This window comes from Microbacterium sp. BDGP8 (assembly GCF_029991045.1).
Classification (GTDB): Bacteria; Actinomycetota; Actinomycetes; order Actinomycetales; family Microbacteriaceae; genus Microbacterium; species Microbacterium plantarum.
Window position 1 is genome coordinate 2,791,530 of sequence record NZ_CP120712.1, and the last position, 15,766, is coordinate 2,807,295.

Sequence of the window (15,766 nt, forward strand, 5' to 3'; positions counted from 1 at the left end):
GAACGCGGCACCGAAGCCCCGCGAGGTTGGGTCAAACCTAGTGGTGCCGCTGCATCAGGGATGTTGCGATGTGTTAACGGTCTGTTACGCGACCTGATCGTTACTTCCGGCCCGCGGCGTCCCGCGCGATGACGCGGGTGGGACCGGTGCCACGTCAGACGACGGGGGCGACGTCGGATGCCTCGTCGACGCGTTTCGGACGACGAGCGGCGCGCAGCGAGTCGACGCTGAGCACGACGAGGGCGAGCCAGACGAGCCCGAAGCCGATCCAGCGCTCGAGAGGCATCGGCTCGCCGAGGATCCAGGCCCCCGTGATGAACTGAAGGATCGGCGCGACGAACTGCAGCAGGCCAATCACCGTGAGGCTGCTGCGACGGGCGCCGGCGGCGAAGAACAGCAGGGGCACGGCGGTGACGATCCCGGCGAGGGTCACCAGCGCGGTGTGGCCGGGGCTGACCGAGCCGAAAACGAGCCCGCCGGTGACCGCAACGATGATCGCCTGCACGATCGCGACGGGCGCCAGCCAGAGCGACTCGAGGGTCAGGCCGCTCACGGCGTCGACCGAGGGCCCGATCTGCTTCTTGACCAGTCCGTAGGTGCCGAAGCTCGCGGCGAGGGTCAGGGCGATCCACGGGAAGGCCCCGTAGCCGATGACGATGACGCCGACCGCGACGGCGGCGATGCCGATCGCGACCCACTGGGCCACTCGCAGCCGCTCCTTCAGGACGAGGACGCCGAGGAGCACCGTGACGATCGGGTTGATGAAGTACCCGAGGCTCCCCTCGATCACGTGCCCCGTGAGGGTGCTGATGAGGAAGACCTGCCAGTTCACGTAGATGAGCAGCCCCGCCACGATGGTCCACAGCACCAGGCGCGGCGTGCGCAGGATCGCGATCAGCTTGCCCCAGGCCCGGAGCACCGTGAGGAGGATCGCGCAGAACACCAGCGAGAACAGGATGCGCCACGACACGACCTCGAACGGCCCCATCGGGGCGAGCGTGAGGAAGTAGAGGGGCATGAAGCCCCAGAGCACGTAGGCCGAGAAAGCGTAGATCCCGCCGAGCGAGCGTTCACGGGCGGGATCGAGGGGTGTCACGAGCCAAGCATAGGACGGTCATGACACGGCGAGGTCACGACGGACTGCCATCCGCCGCCGCACGCCTGCCATGACGAAGGCCCGGATGCGATGCACCCGGGCCTTCGTGGAAGAGCTCTGCGTCAGCGGACGACGACGGCGAGGACGTCGCGGGCCGAGAGCACGAGGAACTCGTCAGCGCCGAACTTGACCTCGGTTCCGCCGTACTTGCTGTAGATCACGCGGTCGCCGACGGCGACGTCGAGCGGAACACGGTTGCCGTTGTCATCGATGCGGCCGGGGCCGACCGCCACGACCTCGCCCTCCTGGGGCTTCTCCTTGGCGGTGTCGGGGATGACCAGACCACTCGCAGTGGTCTGCTCGGCCTCGACCTGCTTGATGACGATGCGGTCCTCGAGCGGCTTGATGGAAACCGACACGGTCTACCTCTTTCTTCGACAAGACTTGTTGGCAATCTCACCCTGAGAGTGCCAACTCCGAGTCTAGGGGGACGTTGGCACTCACGCAACGCGAGTGCCAACACCCCTGAACCGGCCGCACCGCCCCGCGTAGGCTGTCGTGGTGGATCACGCCGAGCTCTCCGCGTTGCTGACCCCCGAGGGACTCCGTCTGGTCGACGCCCTCCGGATCTCGTCTACGGCGGATGCCGCGTCGGCCGTGTCGCGGCTGCGACGCGAGGGCCTTTCCCCCGACCTCGTGTCGGCCGTCGTCGGGCAAGCCCGGCTGCGCGAGCGCGCGCGGGCGAAGTTCGGTCCGTTCGCCGATCGGATGCTGTTCACCCGGGCCGGCCTCGAGCAGGCTACGCGTCTCGTTGTCGCCGCCCGCCACGCCGGCAGGTTCCGCGATGCCGGCATCGCCCGCGTCGCCGACCTCGGCTGCGGCATCGGCGGCGACGCCCTGGGGTTCGCCGGCATCGGACTCGAGGTCCTGGCCGTCGACGCAGACGAGATCACGGCCGCCCTGGCCGCCTACAACCTCGCCCCGTTCGGTGCAGCCGCTCGCGTGCGCCACGGGCGGGCGGAGGAGACCGATCTCGACGGCGTCGATGCCGTCTGGCTCGACCCCGCTCGCCGCACCTCGGGCCACAGCGAGACGCGGCGCATCGCGGCATCCGACTACACGCCGTCGCTCGAGTGGGCCTTCGACCTCGCAGGTCGGATGCCGACGGGCATCAAGCTCGGCCCTGCGTTCGACCGCGACGACCTTCCCACCGACGGCGAGGCGCAGTGGATCAGCGCGGACGGCTCGACGATCGAGCTCGTCCTCTGGTCGGGCGCTCTCGCTCGCCCGGGCGTCCGGCGGTCCGCCCTCGTGATCCGCGGCGATCGTGCCGCCGAGCTCACCGCCGCCGATGATGCTTCGGACGTCGATCCGCGCGATCTGGGCGCCTACCTGCACGAGCCAGACGGCGCCGTCATCCGCGCTCGGCTGATCGGCGACGTGGCCCGCTCACTCGACGCGGGGATGCTCGCCGGCGGCACGGCGTACATGACCTCCGACACGGGGCGTACCAGCGCGTTCGCGACGACGTTCCGGGTGCGCGAGGTCCTGCCGCTGAAGACCCGCGAGATCGACGCCGCGCTCAAGCGCGCAGGGATCGGCATCCTGGAGATCAAGAAACGCGGGGTCGACATCGATCCTGCGCAGTTCCGCAAGAAGCTGAGCCTGTCGGGGAGCGCGTCGGCGACCCTCCTCCTCACGCGCGTCGGAGACCGCCGGGTGGCCGTCCTCGCCGACCGCGTCGAGGACGGTGAGGGCCGCCCCGGCGACGGGGCTCAGTCCAGCAGCCCGGCCTGAGCCGCCGCCCAGACGAGCCAGCCCGCGCTGTAGAGGATCGACAACGCGGCGAGGCCGAGCGCCCACACCGCGACCCCGCGACGCTCCCACGGTCGGCGCAGCGCCAGCACCGCCATGACGACCGCTGCGATACCCAGCGGGAACGCCCACCCGACGAACAGCGACAGTAGGAGCGCCACGATCGCCAGGGCCAGCGCCCACGCCCCCGACCGCGGCAGGATCTCGGGCGCCGGGGCCCACTCGACGCGCGGCTGCGACGCAGCGGGCTCGGCGCGCGGGCCGACCTCGGGGCTGCTCAGCAGCGGTGTCGGCTGCGTGAACTCGCGCTGGAACCCACCGCGGTGCTCGCCCGGCAGCCTCGCGGCCTCGGGAGCCGACGCGACGTCATCCGTCGGCGCTGCCACGGCGGGGCGCCGACTGCGCCGACGGTCATCGCTCACCCGCGTACCTGAATCTCGGTGACCGGAAGCGTCGAGTCGGCGCCGAACGAGAGGGTCGACGGGTCGGCGCCCGAGGAGATGAGCTCGGCGGCGAGCGCAGCGATCATCGCCCCGTTGTCGGTGCACAGGCTCAGCGGCGGGATGCGCACCGCGACGCCCGCGGCGGCGGCTCGTTCGAGCGCGACCTCGCGCAGCCGGCGATTGGCGATCACGCCGCCGCCGAGGAGCAGCCGTGGCACGCCGTGCTGCGCGCACGCGTCGAGCGCCTTGGTCACGAGGACGTCGACGACTGCTTCGCGGAAGGATGCCGCGACGTCGGCGACGGGCACGGTCTCGCCCGCCGCCTCGCGCTGCTCGATCCAGCGCGCTACGGCGGTCTTCAGCCCGGAGAAGGAGAAGTCGTACCGGTGCGCGGCCAGGTCGGACGCTCGGGAGAGTCCGCGCGGGAATCGGATGGCGTCGGGGTCGCCGCTGGCTGCGGCGCGGTCGATCTCGGGGCCTCCGGGGTAGGGCAGACCGAGGATGCGGGCGATCTTGTCGAAGGCCTCGCCGGCGGCGTCATCCATCGTCTCGCCGAGCATCTCGACGTCGGAGACCAGATCGCGGACGAGGAGGAGCGAGGTGTGTCCGCCGCTGACCAGGAGGGCGACGGTCGGGTACTCGACGTCGTCACCGGTCAGGATGTCGGCCGCGATGTGACCGACCAGATGGTTGACCGCGTAGAGCGGCTTCCCGAGCGACACGGCGAGGGCCTTCGCAGCCCCGACGCCGACCATGAGCGCGCCGGCCAGCCCTGGGCCGCTCGTGACGGCGACCGCGTCGAGCTCCTGCAGCGAGACGCCCGCTTCGGCCACGGCGGCCTCGATCGCCGGCTGGAGCGCCTCGAGGTGGGCGCGCGCGGCGACCTCGGGCACGACGCCGCCGTAACGGGCATGCTCGGCCATCGAGCTCGCGATCGTGTTCGACAGCAGCGTGCGCCCGCGGACGATGCCGATGCCGGTCTCGTCGCAGCTGGTCTCGATCCCCAGCACGAGGGGTTCGGAGCGGGTCAGGTCGGTGGTCATCGGTCGGTCCCTCCCTCACCGCGGAGGTTCAGCTGCATGATGATCGCGTCGACGTCGTCGGGCTGGTAGTACCGCGGACGGCGGGCGATCTCGACGAACCCCTCCGAGACGTAGAGGGCCTGGGCGACGGGGTTGTCGGCGCGCACCTCGAGGAAGAGCTCGCGAGCGCCGCGGTCGCGGGCTTCGGCGACGAGCGCCCGCAGCAGGGTTCGGCCGCGACCGGTGCCGCGCCGAGACGGTTCGAGGGCGATGGTCTGGATGTCGGCGTCATCCGCGCCCCGCACCGACCGGACACCGCCGTAACCGACGACGCGATCGTCCTCGACGTCGACGAGGTAGCGCCCGTGCGGCGAGGCGAGCTCTGCGGACATGGCGGTGCGGCTCCACGCATCGGTGGGGAACGACGCCTGCTCGAGCGCCATGATCGCGTCGAGGTCGTCACCGGTCGCGGTCCGCAGGCTCACGTGCCCACCTTCTTCGGTCCGGCCGGCACCGTCACGTCCGGGGCGCGGAGGTACAGGGGCTCGGCGGCCGACGCGTCGGCGGCGCCCGCCGACAGCCGTTCGGCCGCGATCCGGGCGAGGGCTGCGGCACTGATGGATGTCGTCTCCGGCAGCTCCGAGGCGGGAGCTCCGAACAGGGCGAGGGGCTCGGTCGACGCGCGCGGCACGAGATGCGCGTCGGTGAGGCGCACCGGCATCCCCCGTTCGACGCGATAGATCGAGACGGCGACCTCGCGACGGCGGGCATCGGTCACGATCGCGACCGGCTCGCCCTCGACGGGAGCCGCGCCGGCGGTGGCGTACGCGGGATCGACGTGTGCGCGCGCCGCCGCATCGTGGCTCGCGACCGCGATCAGGGGGACGCCGCGCCCGAGGGCGAACGCCCGTGCGGCCGCGATCCCGACCCGCAGTCCCGTGAACGGACCCGGCCCCATGCCCGCGGCGACGGCCGTGATCTCGACGGGGTCGACCCCCGCTTCGTGGAAGACGCGCACGAGCAGATCGCCGATGACCTCGGCGTGACCGCGGGGGTCGCGGCTGACGACCTCGGCGCGGACACGGCCCGCGGGGTCGACGATCGCGACGGCCGTGCCGATCGAGGTGTCGATGCCCAGAATCACGTCACCCAGGGTAGCCCGGGCCGTGCGGCCTCGCGCTCAGGGGCGCCGCGTGACCGTCACGAGGCGCGGGGCCGCGTCGGCCATCTCCGCTGCCGCCGGGCCGCTCGTGCCGCAGGCGTTGTCGAGCCCGGTGCCGCTCCAGCCCCGCTCGAGCTCGATCTCCCACCAGCTGTCGCGAAGACCGTCGACCATGCCGTGTCCCCACTCGACGATCGTGACACTGGCGTCCAGGTCGAGATCGAGGTCCGACAGCTCCGCCGGGGACCCCAGGCGGTAGGCGTCGACATGGATCAGCGGCGGACCGTCGACGAGCGAGGGGTGGGTGCGTGCGATGACGAAGGTCGGACTCTGGATCGGTCCGCGGACGCCGAGGCCGGCGCCGATCCCCCGGGTCAGCGTCGTCTTGCCGGCGCCGAGAGGCCCGGTGAGGACGACGAGATCGCCGGCGCGGAGCCGCGATCCGATCTCCCTCCCCCAGGCCTCCATCTCGTCGGCTGAAGTCACCTCGCGTTCGCCGAGGTAGTCGTCCATTCCGCTCATCGCCGGCCTCCCGTCATCTCGGACGATACCGCCGTGCGGTGCACCCGCGGGCCGATACGGGTGACGATCTCGTAATCGATCGTGTCCGCGGCATCACCCCAGTCGGCGGCGGCGGGAAAACTCAGCGTGGGGTCGCCGAAGAGCACGACCTCGTCGCCGATCGAGACCTCGGCGTCACCGACGTCGACGACGAACTGGTCCATCGCGATCCGGCCCGAGACCGTGAACCGCCGGCCGCCGATGACCACCGGCCCGCGGCCGGAGGCCTGCCGGGGCACGCCGTCGGCATAGCCGAGCGGGACCAGGGCGAGCGTCGTCTCGGACGCGGTGCGGTGCGTGTAGCCGTACGACACGCCTTGGCCGGCCGGCACGCGTCGCACCGCGGCGACCGAGGTGCGCAGGGTCATCGCCGGCCGCAGCCCGAGGTCTGCCGAGGAGCGACCCGGAAGCGGAGAGAGTCCGTAGATCGCGAGCCCCAGGCGGACGCAGTTCAGCCGCGTCTCGGGCAGCGCGATCGCCGCGTTCGACGCGGCGATGTGGCGCAGCGGCGGATGCACCCCCGCCGCGCTCGCCTCAGCGAGAGCGTCGTGGAATCGGGCGAGCGCGGCGCGGTCGTCCTCGATGCTCGTGTTGGAGAGGTGACTGAAGACGCCGATGACGCGCAGCTGGCCGATGCGCTCGAGTCTCGCCGCCTCCGCGCAGACGCGCTGCCACTCGCGCGGCTCGACGCCGTTGCGCCCGAGCCCGGTCTCCACCTTGAGGTGCACACCGACGGAGCGCCCGACGGATGCTGCCGCCGCGGCGGCCTGCAGCTGCGCGAAGCTCGAGATCCCGAGCTCGACGCCGTGCTCGGCCGCCTCGCGGAAATCCGCGCCGGGCGCGTGCAGCCACGCGACGATGGGGGCGGTGATTCCCGCTCGGCGCAGGGCGACGGCCTCGGCGATGTCCGCCACGCCGAGTCGCGTCGCGCCACCCGACAGGGCCGCGGTCGCCGCACGCACGGCGCCGTGCCCGTAACCGTCGGCTTTCACGACGGCGATGATCTCGGTCTGGACGAGACGCCGCAGATGACGGACGTTGTGCTCGATCGCCTCGACGTCGATGAGGGCTTCGCGCAGCGGGCGTACGGTCACGATGCGGCCTCGGCGATCACGTAGGCGGTGGCGAGGTTCGCATCGTGCGAGAGCGACAGGTGCACCGCCGTCACGCCCCGTGCGGCCACCGTGGCGGCCGTCTCACCGGTGAGGGCGAAGACCGGACGCCCCGAAGACTCCGACGCCACCTCGATGTCGACCCAGTGCACGCCCTCCGAGCCGCCGAGGGCCTTGATGAGCGCCTCCTTCGCGGCGTACCGGGCAGCGAGAGACCGGGGCTTGAGGGCGCGCTCGGCGGGCGAGAAGAGCCTGTCGAGCAGGCGAGGGGTGCGTTCGAGCGAACGCTCGAAGCGCGGGACGTCGACCAGGTCGACGCCGATGCCGACGATCACGGCATCCCCTTCCAGCCCGACGGACTCACTCGACGGTGACCGACTTGGCGAGGTTGCGCGGCTGGTCGACGTCGAGGCCCTTGGCGGTGGCCAGGCCCATGGCGAAGATGTGCAGCGGAACGACCGCGAGGAGCGGCTCGAACAGCGGCTCGGCGAGCGGGATGCGCAGCACCTCGTCGGCGAACGGGAGGACGGCGGCATCCCCCTCTTCGGCGACCGCGATGATGCGCGCGCCGCGGGCACGGATCTCCTGGATGTTGGACACGACCTTCGCGTGCAGGAGCGGCGAGCTCGTCGGCGAGGGCACCATGACGAACACCGGCTGACCGGGCTCGATGAGCGCGATCGGGCCGTGTTTGAGCTCTCCGGCGGCGAAGCCCTCGGCGTGGATGTAGGAGATCTCCTTGAGCTTGAGCGCGCCCTCGAGCGCGATCGGGTAGCCGACGTGACGGCCGAGGAAGATCACCGAGCGGGTGTCGGCCATCCAGTGGGCGAACTGCTCGATGTGCTCCTGCTCGCTCGCGAGCACCCGGGCGATCTTCTCGGGCACCGCTTCGAGCTGAGCGACCTGCTCGGCGATCGCCTCAGCGCTCAGCGCACCGCGCACACGGCCAACGTGCAGGGCCAGCAGGTACAGCGCGGTGATCTGCGCGACGAACGCCTTCGTGGACGCGACGGCGACCTCGGGACCGGCGTGGGTGTAGACGATGGCATCGGACTCGCGCGGGATCGTCGCGCCCTGGGTGTTGCAGATCGACAGCGTCTTCGCGCCGGCCTCGCGGGCGTACTTGACCGCCATGAGCGTGTCCATCGTCTCGCCGGACTGGCTGATCGAGACGACGAGCGTGCGCGGGCCGATGACGGGATCCCGATAGCGGAACTCGTGGGCGAGCTCGACGTCGACGGGAACGCGCGCCCACTGCTCGAGGGCGTACTTGCCGACCATGCCGGCGTAAGCGGCGGTGCCGCACGCGATGACGATGACGCGATCGATGCCGGTGAACAGCTCGTCGAGGCCATCGAGCTCGGGGATCTGCACGAGACCGTCGTGCACGCGCCCGCGGATGGTGTTCGCGACGGCCTCGGGCTCCTCCGAGACCTCCTTGGCCATGAACGACGACCAGCCGCCCTTGTCCGCGGCGGCGGCATCCCATACGACCTCGAACGGCTCGACGTCGACGGCGGCACCGGAGAAGTCGGTGACCGTGACCTCCTGAGGGGTGATCGCGACGATCTCGTCCTGGCCGATCGCGAGCGCGTGGCGGGTGTGCTCGACGAAGGCGGCGACGTCGGAGCCGAGGAAGTTCTCGCCGTCGCCGAGGCCGATCACCAGCGGCGAATTGCGGCGGGCGCCCACGACGAGACCGGGCTGGTCGCGGTGCAGGGCCAGGAGCGTGAATGCCCCCTCCAGGCGCGACACCGTCGCGCGGAACGCCTCGACCAGATCGCCGGATGCCTGGTACTCGCGGCCCAGCAGCACAGCGGCGACCTCGGTGTCGGTCTCGCTGCGGAAGGTGTATCCCTCGGCGACGAGCTCGGACTTCAGCTCGGAGAAGTTCTCGATGATGCCGTTGTGGATGACCGCGAGCTTGTCGTCGTCGGCCAGGTGGGGGTGCGCGTTCGCGTCGGTCGGGCCGCCGTGCGTCGCCCACCGGGTGTGGCCGATCCCGGTCGTGCCGTCGGCCAGGGGGTGCGCCGCCAGGTCGTCGCGCAGGATCTGCAGCTTGCCCGCGCGCTTGCGCGTTCCCAGACCTCCTTCACCGTCGATGACGGCGATGCCGGCGGAGTCGTAGCCGCGGTATTCGAGGCGGGCCAGGCCCGAGATGAGGATGTCCTGCGAGGGACGAGGACCCACATAGCCGATGATTCCGCACATGGGGTCCATCCTAGATCGGGAGCCCGGGCGCTCGAGCTCAGCCGGACGCGGGCCCGCGCAACGCTGCCAGCACGGCGTCGACCACCTCGAGATTGGAGAAGACCGCGTCGTGCCCGCACGCGCCGCCGAACGGCGGTGCGGCGACCTGGCCCGACAGGATCATCCCGACTCCGCCGACGCCGGGCGGGAGGTCTCTGCGGCATGTGACCACCGTCGTGTCCGCCGCTCCGGCGAGGGCGGACGTCTCGGCGACCAGACCGTCGCCGAGGCGGGCCTCCCCGGTCTTCCCCGATGGGAGCGGCATCGCGACGACGGCGGACGCCGCGATCGCGTGCACGTGCAGACCCGCCGGCCAGTCGGGCAGATCGGCGAGCTCCGCCGACCCGGCGCGCAGGGACGTACCTGCCGGGCCGAGGGCGGCGATACCCGTCCGGATGACGGGTGGCAGATCGCAGCCGCCGCGCGCGTCTTCCGCGAGCTGCTTGTTGCAGACCGCGCCGATCCAGGGCAGCACGAGGTTCTGCAGCACCGGCACCGTCGACATCGTGGCGCGGATCGCCCCGGCGATGTCGACCGCGACATTGGCGATGTCCGAGCCTTGCGTGGGAGCGGCGACCGTGACGACCTCGCCGATGAGCGCGGCGATGTCCGGGGCGTCGCGCAGGGCGTACCGCAGGGCCAGCCCGCCCATCGAATGGGTCACGACGTCGACCGGGCCGTGGACGGCGTCGGCTATCGAACGGATCGCGGCGGCGAGATTGTCGGCCGAACCGGTCGAGCCGACCCACCCGGCGGAGTTCGCGGAGTAGTCGAACGCGTACACGGCGACCCCCGGCCGCGCTTCGAGCCGCTGCTGCAGCGACGCCGTCATCCCCCGCGCCACCGGCGCACCGGAGCCGTCGCGCCACTGCACCGGGCGAGCGAACGGCGACCGGGCGTAGGAGCGCTGGCCGTCGGCGTCGGGGAGGACGGTGCTCAGCCACCCGTGGACGAGCAGCACCGCCCGCGAGTCCGGTTCCGCCTGCTCGCTCAGCCGCACGACACGGTCGCCGAGCGCCACGGCCGGGCCGGCCACTGCCGGAGGCGCGAACGCGGACGACGCCGCCGCGGGAGCGAGGGTCGCAGTCGCCGCGAGCACGACGACCGTGCTCAGCGCGACGAGGGACCGCCACCGGGACCGCCGGCGGCGCAGCCGCGAGCGCGCGCGTAACGCACCGCGCACGAGCGCGCGCGAACGCCGCCCCAGTTCCATGGATCCATACCTAGCAGGTTGCGGTGACGGGTGCGTAACAGAAGACACCGGAGCTTAGCGAGCACTCGCTGACAGAACGCCGGGTCGAGGCAGTCAGACCTTCCGCAGGAGCACGCGCTCGACGGCGTGCGAAGCGCCCTTGTGCAGGATCAGTGTCGCCCGGTGCTTCGTCGGCAGGACGTTCTCGACGAGGTTCGGGAGGTTGATGTCGTTCCAGAAGCCGCGCGCCATCGCCACCGCTTCGTCGTCGTCCAGGTCGGCGAAGGTGTTGAAGTACGACGAGGGGTTGTTGAATGCGCCCGCCTTGAGCGCCATGAAGCGCTCGACGTACCACTGACTGATGTGCTCGGCATCCGCATCGACGTAGATCGAGAAGTCGAACATGTCGCTGACGGCGACCTCGTGCGGCGCGGGCGGCGGTGCCAGGACGTTCAGCCCCTCGACGATCACGACGTCGGGGCGGCGGACGGTGATCTGCGCGTCCGGGACGATGTCGTACCGCATATGCGAGTAGAACGGGGCGTGCACCTCGGGGGCGCCGGACTTCACCTCCGTGAGGAACTCGATCAGCGCGCGGCGATCGTAGCTCTCGGGGAAGCCCTTCCGAGCCATCAGCCCGCGACGCTCGAGCTCGGCGTTGGGATACAGGAAGCCGTCGGTCGTGACGAGCTCCACCCGGGGCGTCCCGGGCCAGCGACTCATCAGCTCGCGAAGCAGACGCGCGACGGTCGACTTCCCGACGGCGACCGATCCGGCCACGCCGACGACGAAGGGCGTCGTGCTGTCCTGCTCGCCGAGGAACGCGTCGGTGTCGGCCCCGAGGCGCCGGGTCGCGCTGGCGTACAGCGAGAGCAGCCGACTGAGCGGGAGGTAGACCTGCGACACTTCACCGAGGTCCATCCGGTCCCCGAGTCCGCGGAGCTGGACGATCTCGGTCTCGGTCAGCGGCTGGGTCACACCCGCCGCGAGCCGGGACCAGTCGGAGCGGTCGATCTCGCGGTACAGGGCGGGAGCGAGCGGCGCCAGCGCCTGCACATCTTCAGGGGACATCGCGCTCATCGTAACCCCCGGCCGGAGGCCCGGCGGCGCTGGCGGCCTGCCACTACTGTGAACCTGTGCGTCTGGGAGTCCTCGACATCGGTTCGAACACCGTCCACCTGCTCGTCGCCGATGTCCGCCCCGGAGGGCGCCCCCTCGCCCGGACGAGCAAGCGGACGGTGCTGCGACTGATGCGCTATCTCGAGCCCGACGGCTCGATCAGCGACGACGGCGTCCGCGCCCTCGTAGCCGCCGTGACCGAGGCGGTCGCGGTGTCGCGCACGGAGAACGTCGCTGAGCTCCTCGCCACCGCCACGAGCGCCGTGCGCGACGCCGCGAACGGACCGCAGGTCATCGCCGCGATCGAGGAAGCCCTGGGGCAGGACCTGCAGGTGCTCGGCGGCGAGTCGGAGGCGCGCTTCACCTTCCTGGCGGTGCGCCGCTGGTTCGGCTGGTCCGCGGGCGAGATCCTGCTGTTCGACATCGGCGGCGGTTCTCTCGAGATCGCGGCCGGCAGTGACGAGCTGCCCGACACGGCCGCCTCGGTGCCGCTCGGCGCAGGCCGGATGACGGTGCAGTTCCTGCCCGCCGACCCGCCGGGCGAGGATGCCGTCGACGTCCTGCGGGAGCACGCGCGCGCGACCCTGAAGCCGATCGTCGCGTCGATGGCGGACAGCCCTCGACCCGACCACGTCGTCGGCTCCTCCAAGACCATCCGTTCGCTGGCGAAGCTCGCGGGCGACCCGGTGCCGGGCTGGTCGGGGATCGAGCGGATGACCCTGCCCCGCTCGGCGCTGAACTCGTGGATCCCGCGGCTCGCCCGCATCCCGGCATCCGCCCGGCAGGAGCTCCCGGGGATCACCGCCGACCGCACCTTCCAGATCGTCGCGGGCGCCGTCGTCCTCCACGAGGCGATGCGCGCGTTCGACGTCGACGAGCTCGAGGTCTCGCCCTGGGCGCTGCGCGAGGGAGTGCTTCTCCGCTACATCGAGTCGCTGTCATGGAGCGCTCCGCGTCCCTGACCGTCGATCACCCGACGTCCGCGCCGACCGGCACGGAGGCTTCGAGAACGACGTCGCGGCCGTTCTGGAACACCCGCGCCGACGGTCCGAGCCCGGCGAGGCCCAGGCCCGTCGCCGCACCGGCGTCGCTGCGCAACCGCCCGGGGGTGCGGACGCGGACCGACAGGGATGCCCCGTCGGCGGCGCCTCGCACCTCGATGTCGGCCGAGCGGGCCGCGGCATGCTTGACCGCGTTCACGAGCCCTTCGGCCACGACCGCGACGACGCGCGTCGTCACGAGGGCGTCCGACATGGCGACCGTCGCAGCAGGATCCACCGCGGAAGACACCGTCAGCACGGGTCGCCAGATCGCCACGGTCTCGGCGAGGTCCGCCGCTCGCGCCGCCCCGGGCCGACGGGCCCCGAGGGCGTCGGTCAGCCCCGCGCTGATCGCGAGCTCGAAGTCGCGGATGTCGCCGGGCGTCGCGATCTCGTCGTCCACGCGGGCCGCGAGGATCACGCACGTGCTCTGGACCCGGCTGTGAAGGACGTCGGAGGCATGCGCCAGGTTCTGCCTCGTGCTCGAGGTCTGGTCCGCGGCGGAGCGGACGAGCGCCTGCAGCGCACGGCCCAGCCGACGGGTCTCGACCCGGCCCCGGTGGATCGCCTCGGCACACAGCGCCGCCACGATCGCGATGCCGGGCAGTGCGATCGCAGGGATGACGGGGATGAAGCTGGGCTCCCCCACGAGCACCGCCGCCGCCGCGGCCACCACGATCCCCGCGCCGAGCCACAGCCCGACGAGGCGTCTCCCCCGTCGCAGCGCGGACGAGCGGCAGGCGATGCCGCGGGTGAGCCGGTCGACCGCGAGGCACAGGGCGAGCACCCCGACGATGAGGACCGCCGCGAAGACGGGGCCCTCGGTGCGCAGCGCGAACGGCGCGCTCCCCGCGGCGAAGATGACGCCGACGAGGCCCGGCGCCGGCGGACGCAATCGCTCGAACACGGTGCGTGCCGTCTCGATCGCCGACGGCCCCGCGTCGTCGGGAGAGATGTCGGCGAGCTCGAGCCCCGCGCGATCTCGGGCCCGGTGGCTCACCGAGCGGACGCCGTCGGAGAAACCTCGCACGCGCTCGAAGTCGAGCGGGGAAGCGACGAGAGCGGCCAGCGCGGTGCGCAGGGCGCTGATCTCGGACGTGAGGAACTCGCGCGTGTCCCGTTCGTAGCGACCGGCGCGGCGCTGCTCGTCGGTCACCGTCCGCAGCGCGTCGGCGAGGCGCGTCCTCGCGGTCCGCGAGCTGACGTAGAGCTGTTCGGTCACGGCCACGAGTGACAGCACGCTCACCCACGCGACGACGTTGGTCACGATGCGCTCGCTCCACGCGGGGTCGGTTCCGAGTCCGAACGCACCGACCGCCAGAGCGTCGTTGAGGAAGGGCCGCGCGACGGCCGCGGCGACGAGAGCCGCCAGCACGAGCACCCCGCGTGCCGTCGATGACGGTATCCGTCGTTCCGCGAGCACGACCGGCAGCAGGGCCACAGCCAGGATCCCCGCGACGAGCAAACCGGAGAACTGCGCCGACAGCAGCTCCAGGGGCGTGTCGACGGTCGCGTAGGGGGCGAGGACGATGGCGGAGACGGGAACGGCGACGAGGGCGCTCCAGGGTGTGAAGAACCGCCCGCTCGACACGGCATCCCACCAGATCGCGACGCCCGGACGAACCCGCGCTCGATGTCGCGATGTTCGCCCCCGGTTCACATCCGCCCCCTCGACTTCGGCGGGCCGCTGCCGCACCGGCCGAAATCCTAGCGAATCCGAGCGACGTCGCCGTTAACGCGCGCATCATACGCTCGGCTGGAGTCGGCGGCACGCGCTGGGATCGGGTGGCGCCCACCCGGATTTCACCTGGGATCAGGTGCCGCTCGGCACGGCCGACGACACGGGCGCCGAGATCCGACTGCGGACCACCGTGACCGCGATCGACCGCGACGGGCGCACGGTCGAGGACGAATCCGGCGAGCGCTTCGGCTACCGTCGGCTGCTCCTCGCGACCGGTTCACGCCCGCACGAGGTCGATGCGCCCGACAGCGACCGGGTGCTCTTCTTCCGCTCCGCCGACGACTACCGGCGGCTGCGCGAGCTCGCCGCCGAGGGCGAGCGGATCGTCGTGGTCGGCGGGGGCTACATCGGCGCGGAGCTCGCCGCCGCCCTCGTGCAGAACGGCGTGGGGGTCGATCTGGTCTTCCCGAGCACCACACTCGGCGACGGCACGTTCCCGCCTCCGCTCGCCGAGCGGTACCAGCGGCTGTTCCGAGACGCTGGTGTGCGCCTGGTGCCCGACCGCCGGGTCGAGGAGGTGGTCACGGACGCGTCGGCCGACGGCCTCGAGGTCGTGCTCGACGACGGATCGCGGCTGCGCGGCGACGCGGTCGTGCTCGGCCTCGGCGTCTCGCCGGTGACCGACCTCGCCGAGCAGTCCGGGCTCGCCGTCGATGACGGGGTCGTGGTCGACGCGTTCCTCGCCACGACCGACGACGCGATCTGGGCGGCCGGCGACATCGCCTCGTACCCTGACCGGCTGCTCGGTCGCACCCGCGTCGAGCACGTGGACAACGCCCAGGAGATGGGCCGGGCGGCCGGGCGATCGATGGCGGGCGGCGGCGAGGCCTACCGCCACACCCCGTACTTCTACTCGCAGGTGTTCGACGTCCGGTGGGAGGCGGTCGGCACCCTCGACCCCGATCTCGACACCCTCGTCGTGGAGACCGGCGACGACGAATCCGGACCGCGGACAGTGGTGTACTACCGCGACGAGACGGGCGCGCCGGTCGGCGTGCTGCTCTGGAACGTCGCCGACGCCACGGATGCTGCGCGCCTCGTCCTCGCCGACGCGCCCACCGATGAGGCGGAGCTGCGAGGACGGATCACCTGAGCGCTCCTCAGTGAATACTGAGCGGATTCTGATGGTTCACTCAGGCGGTGTCAAGCCGTTTCCTCGCCTCCGTCGACACTCCCTAGCTTCTCGGGCAGACGCGCGCCCCCGCGGGGCGGC

The 15,766-nt window shown here is 71.8% G+C and carries 16 protein-coding genes; 3 read left to right on the forward strand and 13 right to left on the reverse strand.

Annotation, left to right across the window (positions count from 1 at the left end):
* Positions 1-154 precede the first annotated feature (154 nt).
* Both rarD and groES read right to left on the reverse strand, forming a co-directional pair.
* Positions 155-1,096: an EamA family transporter RarD gene (rarD, locus tag P6897_RS13475; protein WP_274179352.1), complete on the reverse strand. Its 942-nt coding sequence runs from the start codon at positions 1,094-1,096 to the stop codon at positions 155-157.
* Positions 1,097-1,218: 122 nt separating this feature from the next.
* A complete protein-coding gene (gene groES, locus P6897_RS13480; protein ID WP_023954390.1) occupies positions 1,219-1,515 on the reverse strand; it encodes a co-chaperone GroES in 297 nt (98 codons plus the stop codon).
* 142 nt (positions 1,516-1,657) lie between these two features.
* Between groES and P6897_RS13485 the strand changes: the two genes are divergently transcribed.
* Complete coding sequence (locus P6897_RS13485) at positions 1,658-2,893, forward strand: class I SAM-dependent methyltransferase (protein ID WP_282501468.1); 1,236 nt, start codon at positions 1,658-1,660, stop codon at positions 2,891-2,893.
* Here P6897_RS13485 and P6897_RS13490 read toward each other — a convergent pair.
* The 10 genes from P6897_RS13490 to coaA all read right to left on the reverse strand — a co-directional run bounded on the left by P6897_RS13490 (position 2,872) and on the right by coaA (position 11,733).
* Positions 2,872-3,333 carry a hypothetical protein gene (locus P6897_RS13490; protein WP_274179354.1) on the reverse strand — a complete coding sequence of 154 codons (462 nt, stop codon included), beginning with the start codon at positions 3,331-3,333 and terminating at the stop codon, positions 2,872-2,874. The two genes, P6897_RS13485 and P6897_RS13490, sit on opposite strands and share 22 nt — an antisense overlap.
* A complete protein-coding gene (gene tsaD, locus P6897_RS13495) occupies positions 3,330-4,397 on the reverse strand; it encodes a tRNA (adenosine(37)-N6)-threonylcarbamoyltransferase complex transferase subunit TsaD (RefSeq protein WP_274179355.1) in 1,068 nt (355 codons plus the stop codon). The genes P6897_RS13490 and tsaD overlap by 4 nt, the downstream gene beginning before the upstream one ends.
* Positions 4,394-4,861, reverse strand: coding sequence for a ribosomal protein S18-alanine N-acetyltransferase (rimI, locus tag P6897_RS13500; RefSeq protein WP_269268830.1), 468 nt, complete (start codon positions 4,859-4,861; stop codon positions 4,394-4,396). The genes tsaD and rimI overlap by 4 nt, the downstream gene beginning before the upstream one ends.
* Positions 4,858-5,520 (reverse strand): tRNA (adenosine(37)-N6)-threonylcarbamoyltransferase complex dimerization subunit type 1 TsaB, encoded by a 663-nt coding sequence (gene tsaB, locus P6897_RS13505; protein ID WP_274179356.1) that lies wholly within the window; start codon positions 5,518-5,520, stop codon positions 4,858-4,860. The genes rimI and tsaB overlap by 4 nt, the downstream gene beginning before the upstream one ends.
* A gap of 36 nt (positions 5,521-5,556) precedes the next feature.
* Positions 5,557-6,060 (reverse strand): tRNA (adenosine(37)-N6)-threonylcarbamoyltransferase complex ATPase subunit type 1 TsaE, encoded by a 504-nt coding sequence (gene tsaE / locus P6897_RS13510; RefSeq protein WP_269268828.1) that lies wholly within the window; start codon positions 6,058-6,060, stop codon positions 5,557-5,559.
* Positions 6,057-7,193, reverse strand: a complete 1,137-nt coding sequence (gene alr / locus P6897_RS13515) for an alanine racemase (protein ID WP_282501469.1) — start codon at positions 7,191-7,193, stop codon at positions 6,057-6,059. Before alr ends, tsaE begins: the two co-directional genes overlap by 4 nt.
* Complete coding sequence (locus P6897_RS13520; RefSeq protein ID WP_112617885.1) at positions 7,190-7,546, reverse strand: holo-ACP synthase; 357 nt, start codon at positions 7,544-7,546, stop codon at positions 7,190-7,192. The genes alr and P6897_RS13520 overlap by 4 nt, the downstream gene beginning before the upstream one ends.
* A 25-nt stretch (positions 7,547-7,571) precedes the next feature.
* Positions 7,572-9,422, reverse strand: coding sequence for a glutamine--fructose-6-phosphate transaminase (isomerizing) (glmS, locus tag P6897_RS13525; RefSeq protein ID WP_274179358.1), 1,851 nt, complete (start codon positions 9,420-9,422; stop codon positions 7,572-7,574).
* Between the two features lie 37 nt (positions 9,423-9,459).
* Positions 9,460-10,674: a hypothetical protein gene (locus P6897_RS13530; protein ID WP_282501470.1), complete on the reverse strand. Its 1,215-nt coding sequence runs from the start codon at positions 10,672-10,674 to the stop codon at positions 9,460-9,462.
* 93 nt (positions 10,675-10,767) lie between these two features.
* Positions 10,768-11,733, reverse strand: a complete 966-nt coding sequence (gene coaA, locus P6897_RS13535) for a type I pantothenate kinase (RefSeq protein WP_274179360.1) — start codon at positions 11,731-11,733, stop codon at positions 10,768-10,770.
* A 56-nt stretch (positions 11,734-11,789) separates the two neighbouring features.
* Between coaA and P6897_RS13540 the strand changes: the two genes are divergently transcribed.
* Complete coding sequence (locus tag P6897_RS13540) at positions 11,790-12,734, forward strand: Ppx/GppA phosphatase family protein (RefSeq protein ID WP_269268822.1); 945 nt, start codon at positions 11,790-11,792, stop codon at positions 12,732-12,734.
* Between the two features lie 7 nt (positions 12,735-12,741).
* Here P6897_RS13540 and P6897_RS13545 read toward each other — a convergent pair whose 3' ends face one another.
* Positions 12,742-14,472, reverse strand: coding sequence for a hypothetical protein (locus P6897_RS13545; protein ID WP_282501471.1), 1,731 nt, complete (start codon positions 14,470-14,472; stop codon positions 12,742-12,744).
* A 157-nt stretch (positions 14,473-14,629) separates the two neighbouring features.
* Here P6897_RS13545 and P6897_RS13550 point away from each other — a divergent pair, with 157 nt between their 5' ends.
* Entirely contained in the window at positions 14,630-15,646 is a 1,017-nt protein-coding gene (locus P6897_RS13550) for an NAD(P)/FAD-dependent oxidoreductase (RefSeq protein ID WP_274179362.1), read from the forward strand.
* Positions 15,647-15,766: the final 120 nt, after the last annotated feature.